The sequence below is a fragment of the Umezawaea endophytica genome, from assembly GCF_025061645.1.
GTDB classification, from domain to species: Bacteria; Actinomycetota; Actinomycetes; order Mycobacteriales; family Pseudonocardiaceae; genus Umezawaea; species Umezawaea endophytica.
Genome location: NZ_JANYMP010000015.1, coordinates 220,442 through 237,580 on the forward strand (window position 1 = coordinate 220,442; position 17,139 = coordinate 237,580).

Genomic DNA, 17,139 nt, shown 5'->3' on the forward strand with positions numbered 1-17,139 from the left:
ACACCCCCGGGGGGGGCCCCGGCCGGCCCCCCACGACGATTCATCCGATCGTGTTCACCGGGCCTTGCTGCCGGCACCGAAAATGTCGGACCCCACCCGTAGCGTCGAATTCCGGGGGCCCATCCCTCGCGCGTGCGCAGGGGGTTCCCCCGAATTCGAGCCTAGCGGTGGGCACCGACAGGAATCGGTGCCCACCGCCGGGCAAAATCGGGCTACCTCAGACCGGCGTCCACCGCGTTGATCAGCGTCCCGGTGTCACCGGACATCTCCCAGAACATGGCCCCGAGCAATCCCCTGCCCCGCAGCCACGCGGTCTTCTTCCCGATCGACCAGACGTCGTCGAACGTCCACCACTGCCCGCCCGCGCCCGTGTAGCAGTAGCTGGCGACCGCGACCTCGTCGTGCTGGACGGCGCACCCCGGCACGCTGGCGACCAGGTTCGCGTAACCGCGGGTCCCCGCTTCCTCCGCGAACTGGCCGGGTGCCGCGCCCGTGGCCGTCTGCCACACGCCCTTGCGCCCGCCGTCGGCCACGCCCTGCCAGCCGCGCCCGTAGAACGCGAGGCCGAGCGTGATCTTGCGCGGTGGCACCCCCGCGTTCAGGTACGTGTTCACCGTGGACTCGACGCTGAACTTCGTGGCGTACGGGTCGGTCGGGTCCGGGTACAGGTTGCCCTGGTGGCCGGTGCGGTTCGGCTCCCACGAGTTGTCGCTGCCTGCACCGTGGAAGTCGTAGCCCTGCACGTTGAAGATGTCCATGGACTTGGCGACCTCCGCGAGGTCCCAGCCCGCCGCGATCTTCGCCGGGTCGGCCGGGGTGAACGCGGTGATCTGGTAGCGCTTGCCCGTGGTCGTCGACAGGGCGTCGAGCTGCCTGCGGAACTCGGCGATCAGCAGCGTGTTGTTGTTCTTGTCGGCCGGGCTGAAGTGGTTGCCCGCGTGGCCTTCCGCGCCGGGCCACTCCCAGTCGAGGTCGATGCCGTCGAAGATCCCGGCGGCGCTGCCCGGTCCGCCCGCCGCGTTATACACCGGCAGGTTGCCCTTGATGTAGATGTCCAGGCACGACGACACGAACTTCTTCCGCGCCGCGTCGGTGGCGGCCACGTCGGAGAAGTACTTGGAGTACGTCCAGCCGCCCAGCGAGATCAGCACCTTCAGGTTCGGGTACTTGACCTTGAGCTTGCGGAGCTGGTTGTAGTTGCCGCGCAACGACTCCCAGCCCGTGTCGGCCACGCCGTCGACGGACTGGGAGGCGGCGAACGGCCTGCTGTAGTCGGCTTCGGCGTCACCGGCGCCGTCACCCTGGTTCGGGTCCTGCGGGTTGGCGCTGGTGCCCTTCGTGACGCCGTGCAGGCAGGTCAGGTTGACCGGGTCGATGTTGCCGAACGCGTAGTTGAGGTGGGTCATCTTCGCCGCGGAACCGTTGGTGTCCAAGTTCTTCACGAAGAACTGGCGGCCGTAGATGCCCCACTGCACGAAGTAGCCGACCCTGGCGTAGCCGCTGCCGACGACGTCGGCCGTGGACACCTGGAGGCCGGGGGTGAACGCGGACACGTTGTCGTACAGGTCGCGGGCCCGGACGGTGAACGTGTAGGCGGTGGACGGGGAGAGCCCGGTGATGACGGCGGACGTGCCCGCGACCGTGGAGTTCAGCACGCCGCCGACGAAGACGTCGTACCCGGCGACCCCGCGGTTGTCGGTCGACGCGGTCCACGCCAGCGACACGCTCGCCGAGTCGACGGCCGTGCTGCGCAGCCCGCCGGGCACGGTCGGCGCCTGGGTGTCGTCGCTCGGGTTGTTCGTGGTGACGGCCAGCGCGGTGCTCGCGGGACCGCGGTTGCCCCTGCTGTCCTTGGCCCGCACCGTGAACGCGTACGCGGTGTTCGGGCTGAGGCCGGTCACGGTCGCGGCGGTGCCGGTGACCGTGGTGACCAGCGACGTGCCCTGGTAGACCTCGTACCCGGCCAGCGGCAGCGAGCCCGGCGTCGCCGCGTCCCAGGCCAGCGACACCGTACGGGTGGTCTTCACCGGCGACCGCAGGTTCGCGGGCGCGGTGGGCGGGGCGTCCGCGCCGCCGTCGCAGCGGACGTCGTTGATCCGGCAGCTCGTCGGCTCGACCGCCGAGCTGAGGGTGAACGTCGGGCTGTACGGCTCGGTCGAGCCGCGGGCCGCGACGCTCTTGTTGTAGTACACCGGGACCAGCGTGACGAGGCGGCCGCTCTGGCTGATCGTCGAGTGCTGGGCGCCGGTGGCCGTGACGCCCGCGGGCAGCTCGAAGACGATCGACCACGACGCCAGCGCGGCGTCGGTGTTGTTGTTCACCACGTACTTGCCCGTGGTGCCGCTCAGCGAGAACGACGCGGTGGTCGGCGCGGCGGGCGGCGGCGGTTCGCCGGTGCCGTCGCAGTTCGCGCCGTTGATCGTGCACGCCGTCGGGTCGACACCCGCGCTGAGGGTGAACGTGGGGCTGTAGGGCTCGGTGTTCCGCCCCGCGCCGATGGTGTTGATGTAATAGGCGGGCGTGAGAGTGACCCTGGTGCCGGTCTGCGTCGTCGTGGCGTGCTCGGCGCCGCTGACGGTGACCCCGGCGGGCAGGTCGAACTTGATCGACCACCCGGTGACGGCGGTGGTGGTGGAGTTGGTGACGACGAACTTCGCCTGGGTCCCGGTACGGGTGACCGCGGCGGTGAGGCCGGGTGCGGCTTGGGCGGGCGGGGCGAGAACGGTCACGGAGGTGGCTAACGCCACCAGCGCGATGACGAGACGACGCATGGGTGTGCTCCTCGACCTTCGAGAACCACGGCGGCCCGTCTGTGAACGTAGGTGACGCGGGTCACCGGAACAATGGGTCTAGACCAGGTTCGTCCTGAGGGCGGAACTCCAGCGGCACACCTGGTCTTGCCTGGGCGAGCAGCGGGAGCACGTCGGCGGGCACCACGCCGATCACCGGGTAGCCGCCCGTGGTCGGGTGGTCGGCCAGGAACACCACCGGCTGGCCGTCGGCGGGCACCTGGACGCCCCCGGTCGGGATGCCCTCGCTGGGCAGTTCCTCGCCGACGAAGCCCTCCGCGCGCTCCAGCGCCGTCCCGGTGAGCCGCATGCCGACGCGGTTGCTCTTCTCCGACACCGTCCACCGCCCTGCCCGCAACTGCCCGGCCGGGTCGCCGAACCAGTCGTCGCGCGGCCCGAGCAGCACCGGCACCACCAGCGCGTCCGGCACCCGCGTCGGCACCAGCACGTCCGCGCCGACCGCCGGGGCCGTCACCGCGCCGAGCGGCAGGTCGTCGTTGTCCCGCACCGGATCCGGCCCGATGCCGGACAGCAGGTCGGTGGACCGGCTGCCCAGTTCGGCAGGCACGTCGACGCCGCCGGACACCGCGAGGTAGCACCGCAGCCCGCGCTCCGGCGTGCCGACCTCCAGGACGTCGCCGCACGCGAGGTGCACCAGCGCGTGCGAGCCGACCGCGCACCCGTTGCGCCGCACCGGGGCCGGCGGCCCGGTCACCACGACCGTGCACGACGCCCCGGCCCGCACCGCGAGCCCGCCGAGCAGGACTTCCAGCCCCGCGGCGGTTTCCGGGTTGCCGACGAGCCGGTTCGCCAGCCGCAGGGCCGGTCCGTCGAGCGCGCCGGACGGCGGCACGCCCAGGTGCGCGTACCCCGGCCTGCCGAGGTCCTGCACCAGCGTCTGCGGCCCGGTGCGCAGCACGGTCAGCCGCCTCACCCGGCCACCTCGAACCGCACGCGGTCGCCGGGGGCGAGCAGCGCGGGCACCTCGCGGCGGGCGTCGAACAGGGTCGCGTCGGTGCGGCCGAGCAGCCGCCAGCCGCCGGGTGTGGCGCGGGGGTAGGCGGCGGTGAACTCGCCCGCGATGGCCACCGAGCCCGCGGGGACCTTCGTGCGCGGGCTGTCCAGCCTGGGCTGCCGCAGCGCCTCCGGCAGTCCGACGAGGTACCCGAAGCCGGGCGCGAACCCGCAGAACGCGACCTCGTACTCCGTGCCCGAGTGCAGCGCGACGACCTCGGCCGCGGTCATCCCGGCCGTCCGCGCGACCAGGTCCAGGTCCGGCCCGTCGTAGTGCACCGGGATCCGCACCTCCCGCGACCTGATCTCGGCCGGACGGCTCAGGTCGACCTCGCCCAGCACCCGCCGCACCGGGCCGAGCCCCGTGCCCGGCCGGACCGAGATGAGCACCGTTCGCGCCGCGGGCACCAGTTCCACCAGGTCCGGCAGCTCGGCCGCCCGCACCGCCGCGCGCACGGCCGAGACCTCGCCGAGCGAGTCGACCTCGACCAGCACAGCGTCCGTACCGCATCTCCGCAGCCGCATGGCTCCATCGTACGGCCTAGATGAGGATTGTTGAACAATCTCCTCTCAGGGCGGTGCGCTGGGCGGCCGTGAGCCGGTCGGGTTTCACCCCCACGGCGTACCCGCCGGACCCGGTGTCCAGCACCGCGACGGGATCGGTGAGGTCCGGCCTGCTCTCGGCGTGCCGGAGGGCGTCGACGACCCGGCCGACCGGCCACCCCAGTGCTGTGGCCAACTCGGCCGCCTGGCACGGCCGGGCCGCCTGCACCAGGGCGGCGGCGACCGTCAGGACGTCGTCGACGCCCTCCGGACCGCCTGCCATGTCCTCGCCGAGCCGGGCGAAGAACTGCCGCATGTGCTCGAGGCGGGCGCCGGTGGGGGTGGTCACGTCGAAGAGTTCCACCCCGCGCCGGGCCGTCTCCGCGAGGACCGTGTTCGTGCGGGCGCTCGTCAGCCACGTCCGCAGCCACAGGTCCTCGTCGATGAGGTACCGCTCGCGGCGCTGGTCCCGTTCCCGCCGGATCAGGTCGAGGCCTTCGAGGTAGCCGACGGCCTGCGACACCGACGCCGGGCTGACCCGCAGCCCGCCGACGAGGTCGGCCGCCGTCAGGACCCCCGCGTCGGTCGTCACCAGCGCGGCGAACACCCGTGCCGCCATCCTCGGCAGCCCGGTGCCGACGAGCATCGCCGCGAACTCGTCCACGAAGCCCCGCGCAGCCTCGGGCACCTCGGTGGCGGGGGTCGTCGTCGACGGCCCCCGGCGGGCCCGCCGACCGGTCGCCCGCTGCGCCCGATCCGCCCGGTAGTCCGCGCCGCCGCCGTTGCGGGTCACCTCGCGGCTCACGGTCGACGTCGGCCTGCCGAGCCTCCTGGCGATCTCGGCGTAGCCGAGCCCGTCGGCGAGACCTGCCGCGATGCGCCTGCGCTCCTGGCTCGTCAACCGTCCACCCGGCATGCCCGCAGTGTGCATTAGGTGGCATCCGATTGCAACGAAAGTATTGCGTTCAGCGGCTTGTCATTGCACTGAATCGCAGCTCAGAGGCGTCAATCTGGGTTGACGAGGGCTGGTGATGGTCATAGCGTTCGGCAAATGGTGAAGATTAAAGACGGGCTGGTCCTCGACGTCGAGGGCCTGCGCATGCGCTACGGCGCGACCGACGTCCTGCACGACGTCACGTTCCAGGCCCGGCCCGGTGAGGTGCTGGCGCTGCTGGGGCCGAACGGCGCGGGGAAGACCACCACCATCGAGGTGCTGGAGGGCTTCCGGGCCCGGTCGGCCGGTCGGGTCGAGGTGCTGGGCGAGGACCCGGCGCGGGCCGACGAGTCGTGGCGGGCGCGGGTCGGCGTCGTGCTCCAGTCGTGGCGCGACCACGGCAAGTGGCGGGTGCGGGAACTGCTGGCGCACCTGGGGTCCTGCTACACCGGCTACACCGAGCCGTGGGACGCCGACGAACTCGTCGCCGCGGTCGGGCTGACCGCGCAGGCGAACCAGAAGATCCGCACCCTCTCCGGCGGGCAGCGGCGCAGGCTGGACGTGGCGATCGGCATCGTCGGCCGCCCCGAGCTGCTGTTCCTCGACGAGCCGACGGTGGGGTTCGACCCGGAGGCCAGGCGCGAGTTCCACGGCCTGGTGCGGGCGCTCGGCGACACGACGGTCCTGCTGACCACCCACGACCTGCACGAGGCCGAATCGCTGGCCGACCGGATCGTCGTGCTGGACGGCGGCCGGATCATCGCCGACGGCACGGCCGACGAGCTGGCGAAGCTGATCGTCGGCGAGGACGAGGTGCGCTGGACGCACGACGGGCGCCGCTTCACCCGGTCGACCACCGAGTCCACCCGCTTCGCCTTCGACCTGTTCCGCGAGCACGGCGACGAGATCACCGAACTCGAGGTCCGCCGCTCGTCGCTGGAGGACACGTACATCGCGCTGGTGCGCCGAGCCGAGGAGACGTCCCGATGACCACGACGGCACTGCGCGCCGGGTGGGACCGCGGCGTGGTCGAGCTGCGGCAGTCGTTCACCAACGGCGCCGACCTGTGGGGCCACTTCTTCTGGCCGCTGCTGATGGTGGGCGTCACGGTCTTCCTGCGGGACCGGACCTTCGCGGGCTTCCAGCTCGGCGCGCTGGTGCTGCCCAGCATCCTCGGCATGAACGCGTCGATGGCGATGGTCAGCATGAGCCAGCAGCTCACCGCCGACCGCGAGGACGGCACGCTGCTGCGGGCGAGGGCGACGCCGAACGGCCTCGTGGTCCACCTCGTCGGCAAGATCATCTCGGTGTCCGGCGGCCTGGTCGTCGACCTGGCGATCTTCCTGGTCCCCGCACTGCTCCTGGTTCCAGGCCTGGCCGTCGACGCGGCCTCGTGGCCGACGCTGGCCTGGGTGCTGGCGCTGGGACTCGCGGCGGCACTGCCCATCGGCGCCGTGCTCGGCTCGGTGTTCACCAGCACCAGGAGCCAGGGGCTGCTGACCCTGCCGATCCTCGGCCTGATCGGGATCTCCGGCGTCTTCTACCCCGTCACGGCCCTGCCCGAGTGGGTCCAGGGCGTCGCGCAGGTGTTCCCGGTCTACTGGATGGGCCTCGGCACGCGGTCGGCGCTGCTGCCGGACAGCGCGGCCGTCGTCGAGATCGGCGAGTCCTGGCGGCACCTGGAAACCGTCGGCGTGCTCAGCGCGTGGACCGTCCTGGGCCTCCTGGTGGCCCCGATCGTGCTCAAGCGCATGGCCCGCCGCGAATCCGGCTCCACCGTCGCGGGCCGCCGCGAGAAGGCCCTCCAGCGGGTCGGCTGAAGGGCCCTTCGACGTGCGGTGGAAGCCCTAGCCCGCGTACCGGGTCAGGTGTGCCGACGTGTGCGGCTGGAGCGGGTAGCCGACCATGGCCCGCTCCTCGACGTACGCGAGGTCGCCGTTGTTGACCACGCCGTACAGCCGCGAGGACGCCGTGACGTCCTTGGCGGTGGAGGTGCGCACGACCGCGTCCGTGGAGAACTCCCACGACGTCTGGTTGCGCGGCTTGCCGTAGTACAGCTCCAGGATGCCGGTGTTGTGCGTCAGGAGGACCTCGATCGTGTCGTCCTCCTGCGGGCGCCAGAACCCGGTCTCGCGGGCGGCGGGCCGGATCACCTCGCCCGACTCCGACAGCAGCCACGAGCGCGCCTCGTAGAAGAGGAACGGCCTGCCGTCGTGGGCGAACGTGATCTGCTGGCCGAAGCGGTACGGGCCGTCGATGCTCGGGTAGACGACCTCGCCCTCGCCGCGCCACACGCCGATCAGCGGCAGCAGCGACAGGCAGCGGTCGTGCAGGTTCGGGCCCTCGCGCAGGTTCGCCGTGTCGCCGGGGACCGGCAGGTCGGCGAACTGCGGCGTGTTGCGGGCGCGGGTGATCTCGGCGCGCTCGGCGGCGGCCTGCACCGCGGCGTCGCCGCTGCCCGGTTCGGGGTTGGTCGTCGTCATCAGCGCTGGTCGGAGTAGAGCCGGTAGACCACGTACGCGGCGAACCACGTGATCAGCAGCGAGACGAGGACCAGGAGCCCCGTGAAGAAGTGTTCCACCCGGTGAGTTTATCTCCCCGGAGCGGAACGGAGGGGACGGCGGTGGCCAAGGCCACCCACCGTCCCCTCAGGCCGGTAGCGCCGGATGCGACCCCGTGCGCTCCGGAGCGCGATCAGGCGACCGCGACCTCGACCGCGTGCACGCCGGGGCCCTGCGCGGTCACGAGCGCCTGGCCGTTGCCCGAGCGGTGCAGCGCCCGGATCGTCCAGTCGCCGGGAGCCGCGAAGAACCTGAAATCCCCCTCCGGCGACGACACGACCTCGGCGGTGAACTCGCCGGTCGAGTCGAGCAGCCGGACGTACGCGCCGCCGACGGGCGCGCCTTCGGCGAAGACCTTGCCGCTGAGCACCGTCTCGGTCGTCGTGTCCACGCCCGTGACGACCACCGACTGGTCCGGGGCACCGCATCCGCTCATGATCAGCCTTCCTTGCCGCTGCCGAGCTCGACCGGCACGCCGACGAGCGAGCCGTACTCGGTCCAGGAACCGTCGTAGTTCTTCACGTCCTGGTGGCCCAGCAGCTCGTGCAGGGCGAACCAGGTGTGCGAGGAGCGCTCACCGATGCGGCAGTACGCGATGGTGTTCTTCGAGCCGTCGAGGCCCGCCTCGCCATAGATCGCCTTCAGCTCCTCGTCGGAGCGGAAGGTGCCGTCCTCGTTGGCCGCCTTGCTCCACGGCACGTTGATCGCCGACGGGATGTGGCCGCCGCGCTGCGCCTGCTCCTGCGGGAGGTGCGCCGGGGCCAGCAGCTTGCCGGAGAACTCGTCGGGGGAGCGCACGTCGACCAGGTTCTTCGTGCCGATGGCCTCGACGACCTCGTCGCGGAACGCGCGGATCGACAGGTCCTGCTCCTGGGCGGAGTAGTTCGTCTCGGCGCGCTCGACGACGTCCTTGTCCAGCGGACGCCCGTCCAGCTCCCACTTCTTGCGGCCGCCGTCGAGCAGCTTCACCGCGTCGTGGCCGTACAGCTTGAAGTACCAGTACGCGTAGGCCGCGAACCAGTTGTTGTTGCCGCCGTAGAGGATCACGGTGTCGTCGTTGGAGATGCCCTTGGCGGACAGGAGCTTCTCGAAGCCCGCGCGGTCCACGAAGTCGCGGCGGACCTGGTCCTGCAACTCCGTCCTCCAGTCGATGCGGACGGCGCCGGGGATGTGGCCGCCCTCGTACGCGGTGGTGTCCTCGTCGACCTCGACGAACACCACGCCGGGCGCTCCGAGGTTTTCCTCTGACCAGGCGGCCGAGACCAGGACGTTCTCACGGCTCATCGGAGTGGCTCCTAAATTCTTTGATCTGTTGTCACTGGCGGACGGTGGCGGGCGCGAAACGGCGCAGGAGCAGGTACATCTCGCACCCGAGGCAGAAGTTGAACGCGGCGTTCAGCAGGGCGGCGACCAGCGCGAAGGACGTGGCGACCACGCCGACGGCGGTGAGGCCGGTCGCGTAGCCGACCGTGCCGACGAGCGCGAACGCGAACCCGACGCCCTGCGCGAAGCGCAGCGGGGCCGCGTCCTCGCGCTCGGCCGTCGGCGCGAGCCGGGGTGCGACGAGGAGCCGGTACAGGCGGCCCCACGGGTTGAGGCCGAGCGAGACGAAGCCGGAGGCGGCGAAGATCAACGCCTGGGCGGCGAGGACCGGCCACCACCCGGTGAGCAGCGCCACGACCAGCACGGCAGCGGTCGCGGACGCGATGAAGCGAGGACCGCGCGGGTCTACCGGGGCGTCCACGACCACGATGCGTCTCCTGACTGGGAACCTGGACAGGTGTGTCCGTCAGGCAGTTCTGGGGCAGCCGCTCGCTCACGCCTCCGCGCGGAGAGCCGCCGGGAACCGCCCGGTCAGCGCATCGTTCGACACAGGCTGCTGTGCACGCGGCAGAGGTCCACCGCGAGTCGCTTGGTCAGCAGCACGTACATGGCCTCGAGGGTAACCGCAGTTCCCCCATGTCGGGAGTGGTGTCCACTACTTGGAACAGGCGTTACTCACCCGTTCGTGGCAGGCGGGTGCTCCTCGGGCAGGTAGCCCCGCAAGGCCGCCAGCAGGGTGTCCCGCTTCGGCACGCCGCCGATCCGCAGGATCTCCACGCCCGCCGACGTCAGCGCGAGGGTCGTCGGGGTCCGCATCACGCCCAGGTCGGCGGCCACCTCGGGCAGGTCCGTCACGTCCAGGTCCACGTGGTGCAGCCCGCCGGTCCGGCCCGCCAGGTCGGCCAGCAGCACGCGCGTCTGCCTGCACGGCGTGCAGAACGTCGTCGAGAGCTGCACCAGCGTCACCGGGGCGGCGGGGTGCAGCAGGGCGGCGACCGGGCCCGGCAGCGCGGGCCCGGTCGGCTTCGCGGTCCTGATCCGGCCTTCGCGGGCGCGCAGCAGGAGGCCGATCGCGCCGACCACGACCACCACCGCCAGCAGCGCCCACACTCCGGTCATGTCACCCGTTGCCCTGGTCGAGGGGGATGTCGTCCACGGTGCCCTCCAAGGTGAAGGCCCCACTCTCCACCTGCACGGCGGTCGGTGTCACGGTGAACGGCAGCACACCGGGGTCGATCTTGATGCTGAGCGCCTGCTTGAGCTGCTGGATGAACGGCTCCAGCGACACGTCGTCGATCTTGAGCTCGTTCATCGCCAGCTCGACCTGGCCGCTGACCAGCGTCACCGTCCCGTACGCGGTGAGCGAGATCTTGCGGCCCGCCAGCGTCGTGTTGCCGGTCAGCTTCACCGCGGCGGTGGTGCGGGACGCGGCCGTCGCCTCGGCGGGCTGCTCGGCGCGCCGGTCCGGCTCGATCGCCATGTCGGTGAACGGCGTGACCTGGTTGACCAGCCGGTTCAGGTCGTTCGCCTTGATCTTGACCCGGCCCTGGACGCGGTCGATCTTCGCGCCCTTGGTGTTGCCCGCCAGCAGGTTCGACAGCTCGATCCGGGTGTGCAGCAGGTTCGCCTGGACCTCCAGGTCCCGCAACTGGTCGCGCACCGGCACGCCCGTCGCGCTGATCTCGATGTCCTGGTAGTCGCCGCTGAGCGCCTGGGTGATGAACGGGAACCCGTTGATCCGCACCGAGGGGTCCTCGGTCAGCTCCAGCTTCGTGCGCATCTTCTGCGCGACCTGGTACTCGCCCGCGGCCGCCAGCGCGAAGTCCGCGCCGACGAACAGGGCGACCAGCACCAGCACGGCGATGATCCACTTCCGACCCCTGGACGGGCGGCGTTTCGGGGTGGTCCTGCGGGTCGGGGCGGTCGTCATTTCTTTCCTTCTCGTGTGGACGCGTCGTCGAGCCAGGCCGCTATCCGGTCCACCAGGACGGGCGTCATCGCCGACTCGGCGTGCCGGGTAGCGGGTTCCAGCCACAGTTCGGAGTGCCCGTTGGTCGCCTTGTGCAGCGCGACGGCGTGGGCGGGGCTGAAGTAGTGGTCGTCCTCACCATGGACCACCAGCAGTGGGGTGGGCGTGATCCGGTGCACGACCTCCAGCGGGCTCTCGGGCGGTGTGTCCCACCGGTCGCCGAGCCGCACGCCGAGCGCGCGGGCCGCCAGCCTGCCGTGGGGCTGCTCCAGCAGCCAGTGCACCCGGCGCATGGCGACGGTCTCCCGCACCCACCAGCGCGAGGGACCGCTGACCGCGGCCACGGCGTCCGGCTTCTCCGCCGCGAGCGCCGCGTGCCGGATCGCGATCGACGCGCCCATCGAGAACCCCACCGTCACGACCCGCCGGTACCCCAGCGACCGGGCCAGCGAAACACCGGCGGCGAGGTCGTGGACCTCGTCGGCGCCCACGGTGGAGCGCCCGGCGGACCGCCCGTGGCCCCGGAAGTCGAGCGCGACGACACCTCCGTGCCGCGCGAACCGGGTCAGCACCCGGCTCACGGAGGGCTTCCGGACGTGGTTCGTGAAGCCGTGACCGATCACGAAAGCAAGATCGGTAACCCCGTGTACAGGGGTTATGTGCACTCCGTGCAGGAGCACGCCGTCATGTGACATGGATGTAACAGGCGTGACGCTTGTGGAAACAACTGTGACCCTGACCTGTTGACCTGGGTCTTTCGTGGATCGCACCGGTATTGTCTCCGTCATCCGCAGGCAACGGGGCCCGGTCACCGTACGCTGCTGGGCTGGTTCGGTGACCAGTCACCAGCCACTTAGGAGGGCCCGCGATGAGCATCGACGTGCTGCTGCTGACCACCGACTCAGACCCCGAGGCGGTGCTGCCCGCGCTGTCCCTGCTGCCCCACGAGGTCCGGCCGCTCCGGCCCGAGGTCTCCGCGCTCCTGGAGGCAGGACCCCACGACATCGTCCTGGTCGACGCCAGGACCGACCTGGCGGGGGCTCGCAGCCTCTGCCGCCTGCTCGACAGCAGCGGCGTGGACGTGCCCGTCGTCGCCGTCGTGACGGAGGGCGGCCTGGTCGCCGTCACGTCCGACTGGAGCGTCGACGAGATCCTGCTGCCGACGTCCGGCCCCGCCGAGGTTGACGCCCGCCTGCGCCTCGTGCGCTCGCGCCGCGGCACGGCCCAGACCGGCGGCGACGGCTCCATCCAGCTCGGCGAGCTGATCATCGACGAGGCCACCTACACGGCCCGCCTCAAGGGTCGCCCGCTCGACCTCACGTACAAGGAGTTCGAGCTCCTCAAGTACCTCGCGCAGCACGCGGGCCGCGTCTTCACCCGTGCGCAGCTCCTCCAGGAGGTCTGGGGCTACGACTTCTTCGGCGGCACCCGCACGGTGGACGTCCACGTCCGCCGCCTCCGCGCGAAGCTCGGCCCCGAGCACGAGTCCCTCATCGGCACCGTGCGCAACGTGGGCTACAAGTTCGTCCGCCCGCCGCGTCCCGGCGCCGTCCGCCGGGGTGGCGTCGACCAGGTCGCCGACTCGGCCGACACCTCGTCCTCGCTCGACGAGGCGGAGTTCTTCCGCGTCTAGCCGCCGCGAGCGCACCGGGCCCGTTCCGACACCCCACCCCGTCGGAACGGGCCCGGTGTGCGTCGCGACGTGCTCCGGGCCGTCCCGGACCGCTCTCGCCGATCCCGAAGACCTCTAACCCGGTACCGTCGCGGACGTGGCGGAACTGAGCTGGTTCACCGAGCTGTCCGAGGCGCAGGCCGACGAGGTCACCGTGGTGCTGGAGGCGGCCGAGCACACCGACGGCGTGGCCCCGGTCGGCGAGCACGTCCGCCTCAGGATGAGGCCCGGCGCGACCGGTAGCGCGCACCTGCTGGCCCGCGTCGACGGCGTCGTGGCCGGCTACGCCCACCTGGACCTCCTCGGCGACTCCGCGGGCAACCAGGTGGCCGAGTTCGTGGTCCACCCCGACCACCGCAAGCGGGGCCTCGGCGCCGAGCTGGGCGAGGCCGTGGTCGAGAAGGCGGACAACCTGCGGGTGTGGGCCCACGGCGGTCACCCGGACGCCGAGGCGCTGGCGGGCAAGCACGGGTTCCGCAAGGTCCGCGAACTCCTGCGCATGCGTTTGCGCTTGGACGCGGACCTCCCCGTCGCCGCACTCCCCGAAGGCGTCTCGCTCCGCCCGTTCGTCCCCGGCCGGGACGAGGCGGCCGTCGTGTACGTCAACCACCGGGCCTTCGACTGGCACCCCGAGCAGGGCGCCATGAGCATCGAGGACGTCGCCCACAAGGAGGCCGAGGACTGGTTCGACCCCGAGGGCTTCCTCCTCGCGGTCGACGCGGACGGCAAGCTGCTGGGCTTCCACTGGACCAAGGTCCACGACCTCCCGGAGCCCCTCGGCGAGGTCTACGTGGTCGGGGTGGACCCCGACGCGCAGGGCGGCGGACTCGGCAAGGCGCTGACGGTCGCCGGACTGCGCTACCTGAAGGACCAGGGACTACGCCAAGTGATGCTCTACGTGGAATCCGACAACACGGCAGCCGTCCGGGTGTACACCCGGTTGGGGTTCACGCTGTGGGACGCGGACGTCCAGTACGGCCAGTAGTAGCCACGCCGTCACGGAAGGCGAACACGCAGGTCACGGACGTGTCTCGATCGTGCCTGCCGGTTGAGTGCCCTTGTCCTGTTCACCTCTCGTTCACCTCGACTAGGGAAGCCGTCCACTCTCGCTGCCTACCTTCCGTAGCGAGCGGCGACGTCCGTCGCGAAACCGCGAAAGCTTTCGGTAGGTGGAGGACCCTCAGGTGAAGATCCAGCGGCACGGCGCAACGCTCGGCCTCATCGCGGCCGGCGCGCTCCTGCTCACCGCGTGTGGCAGCGACAACAACGCTCCCGCGGGAGCGACCGGCGGCGCCTCGGCACCGGCCTCCGCCGAGCAGGTCGACTGCACCGGCAAGGCGAAGCTGAACGCCGAGGGCTCGTCCGCGCAGAAGACCGCGATCGAGTCCTTCGTGCAGGTCTACCAGCAGAAGTGCAAGGGCGCGGACCTCGCGTACAACGCTTCCGGTTCCGGCGCGGGCGTCAAGCAGTTCAACGCCGCGCAGGTCGACTTCGGCGGCTCCGACTCCCCGCTGTCCAAGGACAAGGGCGAGGTCGACGCGGCCGCCACGCGCTGCCAGTCCAACCCCGCGTGGAACATCCCGCTGGTCTTCGGCCCCGTGGCGATCAGCTACAAGCTCGACGGCGTCACCGACCTCACGGTCAGCGGCGAGGTCGCGGCCAAGATCTTCAACGGCACCGTCAAGAAGTGGAACGACCCGGCCATCGCCGCCCTGAACAGCAGCGCGAAGCTGCCGGACAAGGACATCACGGTCGTCTACCGCTCCGACGAGTCCGGCACCACGGACAACTTCCAGAAGTACCTGACCGCCGCCTCCAAGGGCGCGTGGACCCAGGGCGACGGCAAGGCGTTCAAGGGCGGCCTCGGCGAGGGCAAGGAGAAGTCCGCCGGTGTCGCGCAGGCCGTGGCCTCGGTCGACGGTGCGGTGACCTACGTCGAGTGGTCGTTCGCGCAGGACAACAAGCTGTCCGTGGCGAAGATCGACAACGGTGGCGGCGCGGTCGAGCTGACCCCCGAGACCGTCGGCAAGGCCATCGACGGCGCGAAGATCAAGGGTGAGGGCAACGACCTCGTCCTCGACCTGAACTCCATCTACGCCTCCACCGCCGCGGGCACCTACCCGCTGATCCTCGCGACCTACGAGATCGTCTGCTCCAAGGGCTACGACGCCGACACCGCGAAGGCCGTCAAGGCGTTCCTCACGGTCGCCGCGACCGACGGCCAGGCAGGCCTGAGCGACGCGGGCTACGCGCCGCTGCCCAAGGCGTTCCAGGACAAGATCCTGACCGCCATCAAGGCCATCGCCTGAGGTAGCCGGCAGACTCCCGAGTCGACGCCGTCAACGCGATGAGCGACCCTGTCGTGGTCAAGCCCCCTGGGGGCACCGGTCCCGCCGGTGCCCCCAGGGGGGCAGCGGCCAACACCCCAGCGCCACCCCCGGAGGCTCCGATTCCGCCCCAAACGGAAGTCGAACCGAAGTCCCCCCACGTCCGACCGGGAGACCGGATCTTCAAGGGTCTGGCGACCGGATCCGGCGTGTTCATCGTGGCCCTCATCGGGGCCATCGGCGTGTTCCTGCTCGTGCAGGCGATCCCGTCGCTCGCGCTGGACAACGTCAACTTCCTCTTCAGCCGCGAGTGGTCGACCGGCGACGTCGGCAACATGCGGTTCGGCATCCTGGACCTGTTCCTGGTCACCGTGGTGTCGGCCGCGTTCGCGCTGATCATCGCGATGCCGATCGCGCTCGGCATCGCCCTCTTCCTGACCCAGTACGCGCCGCGCAGGCTCGCCAGGCCGTTCGCCTACGTGATCGACCTGCTCGCGGCCGTCCCGTCGATCATCTTCGGGCTGTGGGGCCTGTTCGTCCTCGGCCCGGTGCTCACGCCGATCGGCGAGTGGCTGATCTCCAGCCTCGGCTTCATCCCGCTGTTCGCCAAGGGCAACGTGAGCATCGCGCTCGGCGGCACCATCTTCACCGCGGGCATCGTCCTCGCGGTGATGATCCTGCCGATCATCACCGCCGTCAGCCGCGAGGTGTTCGACCGGACGCCCGGCCCGCACGTCGAGGGCGCCATCGCGTTGGGCGCCACCAAGTGGGAGGTCGTCCGCACCACCGTCCTGCCGTTCGGCAAGGCCGGTTACGTGAGCGCGTCGATGCTCGGCCTCGGGCGCGCGCTCGGCGAGACCATCGCGCTGACGATCATCCTCAGCGCCACCGGCTCGTCGTTCGGCTGGAGCCTCTTCGACGGCGGCGCCACGTTCGCCTCGAAGATCGCGCTGGCGGCGCCGGAGTTCAACGACCCCAGGTCCGCAGGCGCCTACATCGCCGCAGGCCTCGTGCTCTTCGTGCTGACCTTCGTGGTCAACGCCATCGCGAGGTCGATCGTCGCCGGTCGCAAGGAGTACGAATGAGCACCGACACGGCCGACCTCTCGCGGTTGGCGACCCCGCCGACGTTCCAGAGCGTCAGCACCGCCCGCAAGGCCAAGAACCTCACCGCGACCGTCCTGGTGGGCCTGGCGTTCCTGATCGCCGTCGTGCCGCTGGTGTGGGTGCTCTACACCGTGGTGCAGCGCGGCTTCCCGGTCGTCCTCAACGCCGACTGGTGGCAGAAGTCGTTGTCCGGCCTGCTTTCCAGGCAGACCGGCGGCGGTGTCTACCACGCGATCTACGGCACCCTGGTGCAGGGCCTGGTGTGCGGCCTGATCTCGGTCCCGATCGGCTTGTTCGTCGCGGTCTACCTGGTGGAGTACGGCGGCCGTTCGCGGCTGTCGAAGGCGACCACGTTCATGGTCGACATCCTCACCGGTGTCCCGTCGATCGTCGCGGCGCTCTTCGTGTACTCGCTGTGGATCACCACGTTCGGCTTCGGCCGCAGCGGGTTCGCGGTGTCGCTCGCGCTGGTGCTGCTGATGGTGCCGGTGATCGTGCGCACCACCGAGGAAATGCTCAAGATCGTGCCGGACGAGCTGCGCGAGGCGTCCTACGCGCTGGGCATCCCCAAGTGGAAGACGATCGTGAAGATCGTCATCCCGACCGCGCTGTCCGGCATCCTCACCGGCGTCATGCTGGCACTCGCCCGCGTCATGGGCGAGACCGCGCCGGTGCTCGTGCTCGCCGCGTACGCCCCGTACATCAACTACAACCTCTTCGACGGCCCGATGGCCTCGTTGCCGCTGTTGATGACGTCGGAGCGCAACAACCCCACGGAGGCGGGCTTCGACCGCATCTGGGGCGCGGCGATCACCCTTGTCCTGATCATCACGCTGTTCAACCTGCTGGCGACCGTGATCTCGCGGTGGCTCGCGCCGAAGACCAAGTGAGCGGGCGGTAA

At 70.8% G+C, this 17,139-nt stretch carries 19 protein-coding genes; 7 read left to right on the plus strand and 12 right to left on the minus strand.

What is annotated here, in order from left to right:
* Positions 1-212: 212 nt before the first annotated feature.
* The 4 genes from NZH93_RS29110 to NZH93_RS29125 form a co-directional block, all read right to left on the minus strand.
* Complete coding sequence (locus NZH93_RS29110; RefSeq protein ID WP_259626419.1) at positions 213-2,771, minus strand: glycosyl hydrolase family 18 protein; 2,559 nt, start codon at positions 2,769-2,771, stop codon at positions 213-215.
* A 61-nt stretch (positions 2,772-2,832) separates the two neighbouring features.
* On the minus strand, positions 2,833-3,723 hold the full coding sequence (locus tag NZH93_RS29115) for a 5-oxoprolinase subunit C family protein (protein WP_259626420.1): 891 nt from the start codon (positions 3,721-3,723) through the stop codon (positions 2,833-2,835).
* Positions 3,720-4,328 carry a 5-oxoprolinase subunit PxpB gene (gene pxpB, locus NZH93_RS29120; protein ID WP_259626421.1) on the minus strand — a complete coding sequence of 203 codons (609 nt, stop codon included), beginning with the start codon at positions 4,326-4,328 and terminating at the stop codon, positions 3,720-3,722. Before pxpB ends, NZH93_RS29115 begins: the two co-directional genes overlap by 4 nt.
* A gap of 16 nt (positions 4,329-4,344) precedes the next feature.
* On the minus strand, positions 4,345-5,262 hold the full coding sequence (locus tag NZH93_RS29125) for a GbsR/MarR family transcriptional regulator (RefSeq protein WP_372506906.1): 918 nt from the start codon (positions 5,260-5,262) through the stop codon (positions 4,345-4,347).
* Positions 5,263-5,397: 135 nt separating this feature from the next.
* Between NZH93_RS29125 and NZH93_RS29135 the strand changes: the two genes are divergently transcribed.
* Positions 5,398-6,270, plus strand: a complete 873-nt coding sequence (locus NZH93_RS29135; protein ID WP_259626422.1) for an ABC transporter ATP-binding protein — start codon at positions 5,398-5,400, stop codon at positions 6,268-6,270.
* A complete protein-coding gene (locus NZH93_RS29140) occupies positions 6,267-7,100 on the plus strand; it encodes an ABC transporter permease (RefSeq protein ID WP_259626423.1) in 834 nt (277 codons plus the stop codon). Before NZH93_RS29135 ends, NZH93_RS29140 begins: the two co-directional genes overlap by 4 nt.
* A gap of 27 nt (positions 7,101-7,127) precedes the next feature.
* On the opposite strand, the gene NZH93_RS29145 is transcribed toward NZH93_RS29140, so the two are convergent.
* From NZH93_RS29145 to NZH93_RS29175, 8 genes are all read right to left on the minus strand, one after another.
* Entirely contained in the window at positions 7,128-7,763 is a 636-nt protein-coding gene (locus NZH93_RS29145) for a heme-binding beta-barrel domain-containing protein (protein ID WP_259626424.1), read from the minus strand.
* Between the two features lie 211 nt (positions 7,764-7,974).
* Positions 7,975-8,277, minus strand: coding sequence for a DUF1416 domain-containing protein (locus NZH93_RS29150; protein WP_259626425.1), 303 nt, complete (start codon positions 8,275-8,277; stop codon positions 7,975-7,977).
* 2 nt (positions 8,278-8,279) lie between these two features.
* Complete coding sequence (locus NZH93_RS29155; protein WP_259626426.1) at positions 8,280-9,125, minus strand: sulfurtransferase; 846 nt, start codon at positions 9,123-9,125, stop codon at positions 8,280-8,282.
* 31 nt (positions 9,126-9,156) lie between these two features.
* Entirely contained in the window at positions 9,157-9,591 is a 435-nt protein-coding gene (locus NZH93_RS29160; protein WP_259626427.1) for a DUF4395 domain-containing protein, read from the minus strand.
* A gap of 104 nt (positions 9,592-9,695) precedes the next feature.
* A complete protein-coding gene (locus tag NZH93_RS51300) occupies positions 9,696-9,773 on the minus strand; it encodes a putative leader peptide (protein WP_372506909.1) in 78 nt (25 codons plus the stop codon).
* Positions 9,774-9,839: 66 nt separating this feature from the next.
* Complete coding sequence (locus tag NZH93_RS29165; protein ID WP_259626428.1) at positions 9,840-10,283, minus strand: TlpA family protein disulfide reductase; 444 nt, start codon at positions 10,281-10,283, stop codon at positions 9,840-9,842.
* Between the two features lies 1 nt (position 10,284).
* On the minus strand, positions 10,285-11,094 hold the full coding sequence (locus NZH93_RS29170) for an LmeA family phospholipid-binding protein (RefSeq protein ID WP_259626429.1): 810 nt from the start codon (positions 11,092-11,094) through the stop codon (positions 10,285-10,287).
* Positions 11,091-11,756 carry an alpha/beta hydrolase family protein gene (locus tag NZH93_RS29175; RefSeq protein ID WP_372506907.1) on the minus strand — a complete coding sequence of 222 codons (666 nt, stop codon included), beginning with the start codon at positions 11,754-11,756 and terminating at the stop codon, positions 11,091-11,093. Before NZH93_RS29175 ends, NZH93_RS29170 begins: the two co-directional genes overlap by 4 nt.
* A gap of 245 nt (positions 11,757-12,001) precedes the next feature.
* Between NZH93_RS29175 and NZH93_RS29180 the strand changes: the two genes are divergently transcribed.
* From NZH93_RS29180 to pstA, 5 genes are all read left to right on the plus strand, one after another.
* On the plus strand, positions 12,002-12,766 hold the full coding sequence (locus NZH93_RS29180; RefSeq protein ID WP_259626431.1) for a response regulator transcription factor: 765 nt from the start codon (positions 12,002-12,004) through the stop codon (positions 12,764-12,766).
* Positions 12,767-12,902: 136 nt separating this feature from the next.
* Positions 12,903-13,790: a mycothiol synthase gene (gene mshD, locus NZH93_RS29185; protein WP_372506908.1), complete on the plus strand. Its 888-nt coding sequence runs from the start codon at positions 12,903-12,905 to the stop codon at positions 13,788-13,790.
* A gap of 199 nt (positions 13,791-13,989) precedes the next feature.
* On the plus strand, positions 13,990-15,114 hold the full coding sequence (pstS, locus tag NZH93_RS29190) for a phosphate ABC transporter substrate-binding protein PstS (RefSeq protein ID WP_259626432.1): 1,125 nt from the start codon (positions 13,990-13,992) through the stop codon (positions 15,112-15,114).
* 38 nt (positions 15,115-15,152) lie between these two features.
* Positions 15,153-16,217, plus strand: coding sequence for a phosphate ABC transporter permease subunit PstC (pstC, locus tag NZH93_RS29195; protein WP_259626433.1), 1,065 nt, complete (start codon positions 15,153-15,155; stop codon positions 16,215-16,217).
* Positions 16,214-17,128, plus strand: coding sequence for a phosphate ABC transporter permease PstA (gene pstA / locus NZH93_RS29200; protein ID WP_259626434.1), 915 nt, complete (start codon positions 16,214-16,216; stop codon positions 17,126-17,128). Before pstC ends, pstA begins: the two co-directional genes overlap by 4 nt.
* The last annotated feature ends 11 nt before the right edge of the window (positions 17,129-17,139 follow it).